The sequence below is a fragment of the Pedobacter aquatilis genome, from assembly GCF_030409415.1.
Taxonomy (GTDB): Bacteria; Bacteroidota; Bacteroidia; order Sphingobacteriales; family Sphingobacteriaceae; genus Pedobacter; species Pedobacter aquatilis.
Map to the genome: position 1 here is coordinate 217947 of NZ_JAUFPW010000008.1, position 11439 is coordinate 229385.

General features: G+C 33.2%; 13 protein-coding genes. 6 read left to right on the top strand and 7 right to left on the bottom strand.

Features of this window, described 5'->3' with window-relative positions:
* Positions 1–61: 61 nt before the first annotated feature.
* The 3 genes from QWY86_RS02065 to QWY86_RS02075 all read right to left on the bottom strand — a co-directional run bounded on the left by QWY86_RS02065 (position 62) and on the right by QWY86_RS02075 (position 3824).
* Positions 62–760, bottom strand: coding sequence for a CoA transferase subunit A (locus QWY86_RS02065; RefSeq protein WP_290238168.1), 699 nt, complete (start codon positions 758–760; stop codon positions 62–64).
* Positions 761–1062: 302 nt separating this feature from the next.
* Entirely contained in the window at positions 1063–3441 is a 2379-nt protein-coding gene (locus QWY86_RS02070; RefSeq protein ID WP_290238169.1) for an endonuclease MutS2, read from the bottom strand.
* A 2-nt stretch (positions 3442–3443) separates the two neighbouring features.
* Positions 3444–3824 carry a DUF4296 domain-containing protein gene (locus QWY86_RS02075; protein WP_290238171.1) on the bottom strand — a complete coding sequence of 127 codons (381 nt, stop codon included), beginning with the start codon at positions 3822–3824 and terminating at the stop codon, positions 3444–3446.
* A 69-nt stretch (positions 3825–3893) separates the two neighbouring features.
* Here QWY86_RS02075 and QWY86_RS02080 point away from each other — a divergent pair, with 69 nt between their 5' ends.
* From QWY86_RS02080 to QWY86_RS02095, 4 genes are read left to right on the top strand one after another with little or no spacing between them, the layout of a single operon-like run.
* Positions 3894–4595, top strand: coding sequence for a YggS family pyridoxal phosphate-dependent enzyme (locus tag QWY86_RS02080; RefSeq protein ID WP_290238172.1), 702 nt, complete (start codon positions 3894–3896; stop codon positions 4593–4595).
* A gap of 56 nt (positions 4596–4651) precedes the next feature.
* Positions 4652–5119, top strand: a complete 468-nt coding sequence (locus QWY86_RS02085) for a GNAT family N-acetyltransferase (RefSeq protein WP_290238175.1) — start codon at positions 4652–4654, stop codon at positions 5117–5119.
* A 3-nt stretch (positions 5120–5122) separates the two neighbouring features.
* Positions 5123–6391, top strand: coding sequence for an aspartate kinase (locus QWY86_RS02090; protein ID WP_290238177.1), 1269 nt, complete (start codon positions 5123–5125; stop codon positions 6389–6391).
* A gap of 3 nt (positions 6392–6394) precedes the next feature.
* Positions 6395–7579, top strand: coding sequence for a THUMP-like domain-containing protein (locus QWY86_RS02095; protein WP_290238178.1), 1185 nt, complete (start codon positions 6395–6397; stop codon positions 7577–7579).
* A 59-nt stretch (positions 7580–7638) separates the two neighbouring features.
* Here the strand turns inward: QWY86_RS02095 and QWY86_RS02100 are convergent, their stop codons facing one another.
* The 4 genes from QWY86_RS02100 to QWY86_RS02115 all read right to left on the bottom strand — a co-directional run bounded on the left by QWY86_RS02100 (position 7639) and on the right by QWY86_RS02115 (position 10536).
* Positions 7639–7836 carry a cold-shock protein gene (locus tag QWY86_RS02100; protein ID WP_290238180.1) on the bottom strand — a complete coding sequence of 66 codons (198 nt, stop codon included), beginning with the start codon at positions 7834–7836 and terminating at the stop codon, positions 7639–7641.
* 186 nt (positions 7837–8022) lie between these two features.
* Entirely contained in the window at positions 8023–8658 is a 636-nt protein-coding gene (locus QWY86_RS02105; RefSeq protein ID WP_290238182.1) for a peroxiredoxin, read from the bottom strand.
* Between the two features lie 208 nt (positions 8659–8866).
* A complete protein-coding gene (locus QWY86_RS02110) occupies positions 8867–9961 on the bottom strand; it encodes a trypsin-like peptidase domain-containing protein (RefSeq protein WP_290238184.1) in 1095 nt (364 codons plus the stop codon).
* A gap of 8 nt (positions 9962–9969) precedes the next feature.
* Positions 9970–10536, bottom strand: a complete 567-nt coding sequence (locus tag QWY86_RS02115) for an RNA polymerase sigma factor (RefSeq protein ID WP_290238186.1) — start codon at positions 10534–10536, stop codon at positions 9970–9972.
* Between the two features lie 205 nt (positions 10537–10741).
* On the opposite strand from QWY86_RS02115, the gene QWY86_RS02120 reads away from it, so the two are divergent.
* Positions 10742–10963 (top strand): hypothetical protein, encoded by a 222-nt coding sequence (locus QWY86_RS02120; RefSeq protein WP_290238188.1) that lies wholly within the window; start codon positions 10742–10744, stop codon positions 10961–10963.
* A gap of 140 nt (positions 10964–11103) precedes the next feature.
* Positions 11104–11322 carry a hypothetical protein gene (locus tag QWY86_RS02125; RefSeq protein ID WP_047801271.1) on the top strand — a complete coding sequence of 73 codons (219 nt, stop codon included), beginning with the start codon at positions 11104–11106 and terminating at the stop codon, positions 11320–11322.
* Positions 11323–11439 lie beyond the last annotated feature (117 nt).

An 11439-nucleotide genomic window follows, 5' to 3' on the forward strand; every position in this document is an offset into this window, starting at 1 on the left:
TTTTTTAATGATTGAATTTTGAATTAGAGAATTTTAAATGAACCAGTAAAAAATTATCTTATTATAATCTCCTTACCGTTCTTTGTTCTATTCTCTTTTCATAATCTTTTCCCTGAAAAATTCTGTGAACATAAATTCCGGGAGTGTGAATGTGGTCTGGATCGAGTGAGCCGGCTTCAACCAATTCCTCGACTTCGGCAATGGTGATTTTACCTGCCATCGCCATAACCGGATTAAAATTTCTACTTGTAGAACGAAATATTAAGTTTCCAGCCGTATCCCCTTTCCAGGCTTTTACTATAGCATAATCCGCATCGAATGCATATTCCATAAGATAATCCTTTCCACTAAAGTTTCTGATTTCTTTACCTTCGGCAACTTCAGTACCTACGCCTGCGGGTGTAAATATCGCCGGCATTCCGTAACCTGCGGCCAAACATCTTGTTGCTAAAGTTCCTTGCGGAATTAATTCAACTTCTAATTCTCCACTTAAAAGTTGTCTTTCAAATTCGGCATTTTCACCAACGTAAGAAGAAATCATCTTTTTAACCTGATGTTGTTTAAGCATCAAGCCGATTCCGAAATCATCTACACCTGCATTATTAGAAATACAGGTTAAATCCTTGGTTTTTTTATCAACCAAAGCATTTATGCAATTCTCTGGAATACCACAAAGACCAAAACCACCAAGCATAATGGTAACGCCATCAGATATATCTTGGATAGCCTCTTCAGCTCCTGATACAACTTTATTTATCATTTTATGAATTTTTGGTTAGGCCACTAAAGTACAAAACATAATCTAAAATATACCGTTAAGTATAAAACACCATTAAAGAATAATCAATTGGAATTATTCTAAATAACAGTTACCTTTGTGCTGCAATGATTTACGAGAGAGACGACAAAACATTTATTATCCCAACAGACCCAGAATTTCAAAAAGGGATTGGTTTTATTTTCAGCTGCATGGCAGAACATAAAAAATGCTGTGAGAAATTTAAAAAAGGCAAGCGCTGTAAAAAGTGCCCAGGTAATAAGAAAAAATAATTCTTTTAGATTTTAGTTGAGGTAAACGTAAGTTATTCCATCACCACCTCTATCTGCATGTTCGTCTTCCATCCTATTTACCTGACTGTATTTTCGTAAATACTCGCGAATCATTTTCCTTAAAATACCATCGCCTTTCCCGTGTATTAATTTAATTGAAGGAAAGCCGAGCATAATCGCTTTATCCAGGTATTTTTCAACCTCGAAAAGTGCATCTTCAGTTCTTTTACCGCGTAAGTCTAATTCAGCCCTGAAACCAGAAACCGCATCATTCATTCTACCTGCAAAGGAATTTCCTAAACTTTGAACCGCTTTTTTCGCTTCGCGATTACTAATTTTCTGAACACGATTCTTTTTAACGTTCGAACGTAAATCGCCAATGGCTAAAACCAAATCATTACGATTGATTTCTAAAACAAGACCTGTGGTTTCACTATCATTAAACTTCACATAATCACCAATTTCAATTTCGCCACCAAGTACCAAAGGCTGTGGTTTCGGTTTTTCTACTTTAACCTCATTTTTCACCAACTCCTTTTGTAAATTCTGCCTTAATTCTTTGGTAACTAACTTATCAGCTTGTTTTTCCTTGATTTCAGCGATGGTATTTTCAACCAGTTTATTCGCATTTTTGATAATATTTTGCGCTTCTTGTTTGGCTTCTTTGATTAAAACTCTACGATTTTCATCTAAAAAAGCTTTGAGCTTTTCATTTTCAGCAACCAGGTTTTTAGCCTTATTTTGTTGATTAGCCAAACTCACTTTCGCATCGTAAATGGTTTTCTTTTCACGCTCCAAATCAACCAACATGGTATCAACCCGATTTTGGTTTGAACCTGTCTTTTCTCTTGCCAATTGAATTACTTCTTTCGGTAAGCCGATGTTTTGAGCAATTTCAAACGCATAAGAACTACCCGGTTTTCCCATTTCTAAAATGTACAATGGCTTCATTTTGGAATTATCAAACAACATTGATGCATTTTCCAAACCGTTAGTATTACCGGCAAACAACTTCAAATTAGAATAGTGTGTTGTGATTACACCACGAACTTTCTTATTGTTTAAAACTTCCAAAACCGCTTCTGCCATCGGACCACCGAACTGTGGATCGGTTCCCGTTCCGAACTCATCAATTAAAACCATTGTCTTTGGAGATGCGTGTTCTACAAAATAGCGCATCTTTTTCAAGTGCGCACTGTAGGTACTTAAATCACTCTCGATGGATTGGTCATCACCAATATCAGCAAAAATATTATCAAAAATTCCAACCTCGCTATTTGCATCAACAGGAATTAGTAAACCCGTTTGCAACATAATTTGTAGCAAACCAACGGTTTTCATACATACCGATTTTCCGCCTGCGTTTGGTCCTGATACTAAAACAATTCTAGTCTCAGTATCAATATGAATGTTTAATGGTGTTACTGTCTTTTTATCAGCGGCAAAAGATAATAACAACAAAGGATGCCTTGCGTTTATCAATTTTGCCTTTGGTTCTTTAAGCAAACCTGGCATTTCAGCTTCAATTTCTATGGCAAATAAAGCTTTAGCCCTAACAAAATCTAGTTTGGTAAGAAAACCATGATAAGATAATAATAATGGCGAATATGGACGCAGTTCATCAGTTAACGCAATTAATATTTTAATGATTTCTCTACGTTTATCAAATTCTAAATCACGTAGCTTATTATTTAACGCAAAAACTTCTTCTGGCTCAATGTAAACCGTTTGTCCGGTTGCAGATTCATCATGTACAAAACCTTTTAGCTTACGTTTATTCTCGGCCAAAACCGGAATACACATTCTACCATCACGAATGGTTAAACTTCCATCGGCAACCCAATTGTTGGCAATGGCTTGTTTATATATCGAGTCCATTCGCTTCCTTACATCTTGCTCCGCCTTAGCAATTGAAGCAGTAATTTCCTGTAATTCCTTTGAAGCATTGGGCTTAATCTTCCCTTTCGGATCAATTATCTGTTCAATTTTACGTAAGATATTTTTTTCAATCGGAAGATGCTCAAACAAAGCTTCAAGCGTTGGGTAAACCTCTGCCCTGTCCTCAAAAAATCTTAAAACAGAGAAAACAGTTTGCAGAGAAGTGTAAATCTGAAACCACTCATCCTCCAATAAATAAGTTCCTTCTACCCTAATTTTTTCAACTAATGATTTAATATCAAAAAAGGTATTAATCTGTAGTGGTTCTTGATTTTGGATGATACTTTTAAACTCATTAGTTTGACGCAAAAATTTATCAATTTGGTCAAAACGAGTCATAACTTGCATTTTCGATACCATAGTTTGCCCCATGATACTTAAACAATGCTTACTAATTAATTGCTTTATTTCTAAAAAGCCTAAACGCTCTAAACAATTTTCGGGATATAACATACTTATTTCGCTACCGTCGCTTCAACCAATTTAATTTTTTTAGTTGAATCCGCTTTCTCCATTACTACTTTTTGTTTCTCCAATTTATTGAAGATATTTTTATAAACTTCTGCCAATTCTGCCGGATGAGCATAATAATATTTCATGCTTTGAGCGTGCTTGGCTGAGTCGATTCCATATTTTTTAAAAATCCCTCTATAATATGCAGATGCAACCTTTTTCGATGAATCTAAATTACTGATCGTTGAAATGTATCCATCAACTACATGAATATCATATAATATAGGTTGTATCTGCTCCGGTGGAATTATATCTTTTGGCCTCTTTTCTTTGCAGGCAAACAAAAAAGTTAAAGCCAATACAAAGCATATCAAAATTCTCATGCTTAATTAATTATTATTTTTTGCCCAAATTGCGGCAAGGTTGTTAATTTTACACAAAAATAGGTATAAATGAGCATAGCTGATAATCTTAAAAAATATAAAAACGAAGTAGAATCTGATAATGTGAAACTGATTGCCGTTTCAAAAACGCAATCGAATGAGGCGATTTTAGAAGCTTATGACGCCGGACAAAGAATTTTTGGCGAAAACCATGTTCAGGAAATGGTTGATAAAGAAACTGAATTGCCAAAAGATATTGAGTGGCACATGATTGGGCATTTACAAAGTAACAAAGTTAAATATATTGCACCCTTTGTATCGCTTATTCATGGTGTAGATAGCCTAAAATTATTACAGGAAATAAATAAACAAGCAAAAAAAAATAACCGGGTAATTGATTGTTTGCTGCAGGTTTATATTGCTGATGAAGACACAAAATTCGGCTTAGGTTATGATGAGATTATTGAAATCTTACGTTCGGAGGAATATGCTGGATTAAAGAACATTCGCATTACCGGGTTAATGGCAATTGCAACTAATACCAAAAATGAAAAGCAAATCACCATAGAATTTAACGAACTAAAAGTGCTTTTCGATGGCATTAAACAAAGTTTTTTCAAGGATGAGGAGGCTTTCAAAGAGATTTCAACCGGAATGAGTGCTGATTACAAGTTAGCTATTGAAGAAGGCAGCACGATGGTTAGAATTGGAAGCAGCATTTTTGGGAAGAGAATAATTAAACATTTTAAAGCTAATCCATCTGTTAATTAAACATGAAATAGCCGTGGGCTATTCTACATGACCTTTAAAGAAAAAATTGTCTAAATATGAATATCAACATTAGAATGGCGGTTGCTGATGATTGCCAAAGATTATTGGAATTAATAAATGAATTGGCCGTTTACGAAAAAGCACCAGAAGAAGTTACCGTTTCTTTAGCGCACTTTGTAGATTCAGGTTTTGGCAAAAACCCGGTGTGGAAAGCCTTCGTAGCTGAAGTTGATGATAAAGTTGTAGGATTTGCTTTATATTATACACGTTATTCTACCTGGAAAGGTTGTAGATTATATCTTGAAGATTTTATTGTTACCGAAGATTTTAGAGGAAAGGGCATCGGTAAAATTCTTTTTGAAACCGTAATTAATGAAGCTAAAAATGGCAACTATAGCGGAATGGTATGGCAGGTTTTAGATTGGAATGAACCGGCAATTAACTTTTACAATAAATATGCTGCAAATTTTGAAGCGGATTGGTTAAACGCTTCATTATCAGAGTCTCAACTTAAGGATTTTTAACCTATGGATGTTTTTAAGTTTGGTGGGGCATCGGTAAAGGATGCGGATGGTGTTAGAAATTTAGCAAATATTGTTAGCAATTATAAAAATGGTGAATTGCTGATTGTAATTTCTGCAATGGGTAAAATCACCAATAAATTAGAAGAACTTAATTATGCATATTTAAACCAAAATGAAAATACACATTCAATCTTTGAAGAAGTTAAGCATTTCCATTTTGAGATAATTGAAGCGCTATTCGAAGGAAAACATGTCCCGGTTTATGATGATGTTGCCAATACTTTTGTAGAAATTGATTGGCTTTTGGAGGATGAACCAGATAATGACCCTGATTATATCTACGACCAGATTGTTTCCATCGGTGAAGTGGTTTCTACTAAAATTGTTGCTTCATGGCTAAACGAAACCGGCAACAAAACGCTTTGGGCTGACGCAAGAAACTATATTCAAACCGATAACACTTACCGCGAAGGAAAAGTAGATTGGGATAAAACAAATCTAATTATCGATAAAGATTTGAAACCACTATTATCTCAAAACATCATCGTTACACAGGGTTTTATCGGCGGAACAAGCGAAAATTACACAACCACTTTAGGTAGAGAAGGCTCAGATTATTCTGCTGCAATTTTTGCTTATTGTCTAAATGCAAATGCACTTACCATTTGGAAAGATGTTCCTGGTGTTTTAAATGCAGACCCAAAGTGGTTTGATGAAACTGAAAAAATAGACCAGTTATCTTACCATGATGCAATTGAACTTACTTATTATGGCGCAACAGTTATTCATCCAAAAACAATAAAACCGCTACAGAATAAAGGTATCCCCCTATTTGTACGTTCCTTTATAACGCCAGAAGGTAATGGAACTGCAATAACAAAGGAGAACAATCCATTACCAATACCATCCTTTATTTTTAAAGTAAATCAGGCGCTTATTTCAATTTTTCCAAAAAATTATTCTTTTATTATTGAGGAAAATTTGAGCAAAATTTTCGATTTATTTCATAAGCACAGGGTTAAGATTAATACTATGCTTAATTCTGCCATTAGCTTTTCGGTAAGTGTAGATGATAATGAAGAAAAGATAGCAAAGTTGATAGATGAACTTTCTACCCAGTTTATTGTAAAATATAATAAGGATTTGGAATTGGTAACCATAAGATATTACAATCAGCAAACCATTGATAGAGTGACTTTAAACAAAGAAATTTTGTTAGAGGTGAAAAGTCGGCATACTTGTCAAATGGTGATGAAAAACAAAGTTTCTTAGGCAATGAATGAGGAGATTTTTGAGAATGAAGTACAGGACTACATCAATTTAAATTTAAGTAGAGATGTAAGTAAAATTGCCTTATCTAAATCTCCGTTTAAAAACATTTCTTCAGCAGAGCTTGCAAATCAGATTTCAGCCAAGAAAAAGTCTGAGAAAAAGCTGCCAACCTGGTTTTCTACACCAAAAATTTACTACCCGCCTAGCCTTTCAATTGAACAAACTTCATCCGAAATTACAGCTAAATACAAATCAAAATTAGCCAAAGGCGATACCTTAATTGACCTTACTGGTGGTTTTGGAATAGATGCTTATTATTTTTCAAAATCTGTTAAAGAGGTTACCCATTGTGAAATTAATGAAGATTTATCAGAAATAGCAAAACATAATGCAGAACAATTAAACGCAAAAAATATCAGTTTTGAAGCCGTTAATGGATTAGAATATCTTGAAAAAGCTAACCTTAAATACGACACAATTTATATCGATCCGGCAAGAAGGGCAGAAAAAGGAAAGGTTTTTTTATTGAAAGATTGTACGCCAGATGTTGTGACTAACCTTGATAAAATCTTAAGCTACACAGAAAGATTAATCATTAAAACAGCACCATTATTAGATGTTACTGCAGGTCTATCTGAGTTGAAATGCGTAAGCGAAGTTCATATCGTTAGTGTTAAAAATGAATGTAAAGAGTTAGTTTGGGTAATCGATAAAAATTTTTGGGGCAGTACTAAGGTTATTGCTGTTACGCTAAATGAATTTGAAAAAGAATTTGAGTTTTCAATTGATGAAGCAAATGCTAATCCAGTTTATGCCGATGAAATTTTTATAAATGATTACTTATATGAACCTGATGCATCGCTATTAAAATCTGGTGCCTTCAATTTAATTGGTTCGAAATATGGATTGAAGAAACTGCATCAACAAACTCAGCTGTATGTATCAAAAGAAATTAAACATTTGTTTCCTGGCAGAATTTTTAAAATTAACTCAATTATTAAAGGCAATGAACTAAAAAAGCAAAAGGCCTTAGCAGGAAATATCATCGTTAGAAACTATCCTTCGAAAGCTGAAGATTTGGTTAAAAAATTTAAAATCAAAAGCGAAAAAGATGCTTTTCTAATTTTCACTAAAAACTTGCAAAATGAACTAATTGTAATTTCTGCTGATATTATCCAATATTATTAACAAATAAAGTCTTTCATAAAATGAAAGACTTTATAGGGATATTTAGAAATATTATCGATTTAAACTTTCTTAACATTTACTGCCTGTAAACCTTTGCGGCCTTCAGCAACCTCAAATTCAACCTGATCATTTTCTTGCAAGCTATCAATCCCACCTAAAACATCCTTAAAATGCACAAATAAATCTTTATTGTCTTCTTGAACAATAAATCCGAAGCCTTTTTGAGTATTAAACCATTTAACTTTTCCAGTAGCCATAAAAAAAATAAAAAATTGAGAAAATTAAACCCTTAAAGATTTGTTTCTAGTTTTCAACCACAAATAAAACGATATAATTGAATAAACTATAAGAAAAATTGATAATTTCGAAACAAAACAATCAAATATAATTAATTGAGACCTAAAATTAAATTAAAATCTCATTTTATCTAAACAAAAATTGATTTATTTGTTCGGTTGAGGTGTTGTTCTCAAATAAGGTTTGATAATTTTATGCCCTTTTGGAAATTTTGCAGGTATATCTTCAGTTTTTATACTATTTACAACAATAACATCTTCACCATCTTGCCAATCCGCTGGCGTAGCCACACTAAAATTTGCTGTAAGCTGTAAAGAATCGATAACTCTTAACACTTCATTAAAATTTCTACCTGTTGAAGCTGGATAAGTAATAATCAATTTTACTTTTTTATCAGGGCTAATTACAAATAATGAGCGAACAGTTAAAGTTTCTGAAGCATTAGGATGAATCATATCGTATAAATTTGCTACAGTTTTATCCGGGTCGGCGATAATAGGAAATTCTACAGAAGTGTTTTGCGTCTCATTTATATCATTAATCCAACCTTTATGTGATTCAGCGGTGTCAACGCTTATAGCTAATACCTTTACATTACGTTTCTCAAACTCGCTCTTTAAAGCTGCTGTTCTTCCAAGTTCTGTTGTGCAAACGGGTGTATAATCTGCCGGATGCGAAAATAATACGCCCCAGCTATCGCCTAAAAATTCGTAAAAATCAATTTTACCAATCGATGTTTCTGCCTGAAAGTTTGGTGCGATGTCGCCTAATCTAATACTCATAATTATATTTTTAATTTATGTTGATAAACAAATTTAATCAATAGAATAGTAAATACATAGATTTTATATAATATTAAAGCAATATAGAAAAGATAGTCAGGCAAATAATGGTAAACGTTCCTGATTTCAGCACAAAATAATAATGCATAAAAAAACCTTGAAGGTCTTAGCCGACAAGGTTTTAAGCATATTAATTTGTTTGGGTAAATTAATTATAAACTTTAATCATAAAAACGTAGTCTTGCAGTTTTTCTATTTGCTTAGCACGTTTTAAGCCTGATAACGCATTTTTTCTATTAGCTGAAATTTTCTTCCCTAACGAATCTTGAGGAATTGCCCTCATGGCATCTAAAATATATTTTGATTTAATGGCAAATGATGCGCCTTCAGCTGAAGTTTCCTTCCCACTAATAATACCAACAAGGTTACCATTATTATCTAACAACGGACCACCGCTATTCCCTGGATTTAATGGTATAGCAACCTGATATTGAGTCGTATCGCCAATGAAGCCACTTTTCGAGCTCACATAACCTTCTCCTAAAACAGCATCATCTTTCGGATAACCCCAGGTGTAAACATTCTCTCCTACGCCTGTACTATTTCTTTTAATTGTATAAGGCAATGCAGTTAAGTTTTTGAAGTTTTTATCATCAATTTTCAATATGGCAATATCATATTCCGGATCTTTAAGAATTACTTTTACCTTGAATGATTCGCCTTGATTATTTTGTATGTAGACTGAATCAGCTCCATTAATAACATGTAAATTTGTTGCAATGTAGCCGTTTGTAGAAACTGCAAAACCAGTTCCACCGAAGTTACCAGGGTTTAACTGTTTGTTAGGCGTTGCATTATTGGTGCTTATTTTACGTATAAGGTTATTTTGAGTTTTAACGGCATTTGTAACTTGTTTACTCAACTGAACATATTTATCAGCTTGCTGACTGTTATGTTGTATAGAATAAATCGAGACAAACGATAAAACAATAAAAGAAGCTGCGACTGCAATTGCCGAGCGATGTTTACGCCACAATTGAACAACCCTAGAAGGATGAGGTCCAACTGCTGCTGCAATTGTTTCAACATCAATTTCAGCATGAATCTTATCTAGCTGATCTTTTAGCAATAGCTGTTGTGCGTATTCTTCCATTGTATGTAAGAACACTTTATGCGAAACTACCTTATGATCAACACTTGCATCATTACGGCGCAACTGCTCAAAAGCTTCAACCTCCTGTGCATTGAGTTTACCTAAAAGATAATCTTCAATAATCGCATCTAACTCTAAATCGTTTCTCATTTCTATTACTAATGTTGAAAAAATATTTTCTTTAACCTTTGCAAGCACTTATACTTTTGTGTTTTTGCGTTATCAGTATTGGTGTAGCCAAACTTTTCGCAAATATCCTGCATGGATAAATTGTGGATATAAAAATCCTGAATAATGGTTTTACAAGGTTCACCTAAATGCTCCAAGGCAGATTGCATCTTTACAAAGGCGGCATCTTTCTCTTCGTGTTGTTCTACATCTTCATCAACAACAAACACATCTTCGTAATCGGTTATGTTACCCGCCTTTTTACTGTTTTGGGCTAATTTTTTAAGCCAAATACGACGGCAAACCGAATATATATATGTTTTAAGTTTGCTGCTTAGCTCAAAATCTCCTTGCTTTATCTTATTGTATAAAACAATTATTGCTTCCTGATAAACATCTTTCGCATCATCTTCATTGCCATTGTTATTAAGTATAAACTGCAATACCATTGCATAATACGCTTTATATAACTTGTTAAGGGCATCTTCTGAGTTATTTAGAATACCTAAAATAACCTCTCTATCTGTTGGAACTGAACTCTTTAAACCGTTATTCACCAGTTAATACATTTTTCTTTAAATAGTAACCCAATATTAGATAAAAAAAATATCTCTAGCTACTTATCTATACTTAATACTATCCACATTATAACGGTAACCCAAAGCCACAAAAAATATTTTATTTTTTTTTATAATAATCGGGTTACCTTTTTACCTTTGCGGCATTAATGGTAAATTAATTAATAATTAAAAAAATTTAAAAATGAAAAATGCATTCAAATTAGGCTTTTTAGCTTTAGCTTTATCTTTATCAGTTGTTGCTTGTAACTCAGAGAAAAAAGCTGATGGCGCTGATACAACTTTAACTGATTCTTCTACTATCATCACTGATACAACTGCTGTTGATACTATGGTTAAAGATTCTACAGTTAAAGATACTACGGTAAAAGCTACTACAACTACTACTGAAGAAGTTAAACACTAGTCTAACTTTACCAATAAAAAAGCCCTTAGATATCAATTTAAGGGCTTTTATTTTTTTTATATTTTCTTGGGTTACCTTTTAAATATTTAGGTATTAACTGGTAATTAAAACGATAATAAAACCTTAAAACAAATTTAAAAATGAAAAATGCATTCAAATTAGGCTTTTTAGCTTTAGCTTTATCTTTATCAGTTGTAGCTTGTAATTCAGAGAAAAAAGCTGACGGTGCTGATACTACTTTAACTGATTCTTCAGCTATCGTAACTGATACAACTGCTACTGATACTACAGTTAAAGATTCTACTGTAAAAGATACTACAGTTGCTGTAACTACTGAAAAAACTGAAGTTAAACACTAGTCTAACTTTATCAATAAAAAAGGTACTGTTATAAATTCCAAATATTTAGACAAAAAAGTATTTTTGTATTCTAAAGAGGTTCAGCTACTGAACTATCTTGCGTAGTCTCGATTTTCG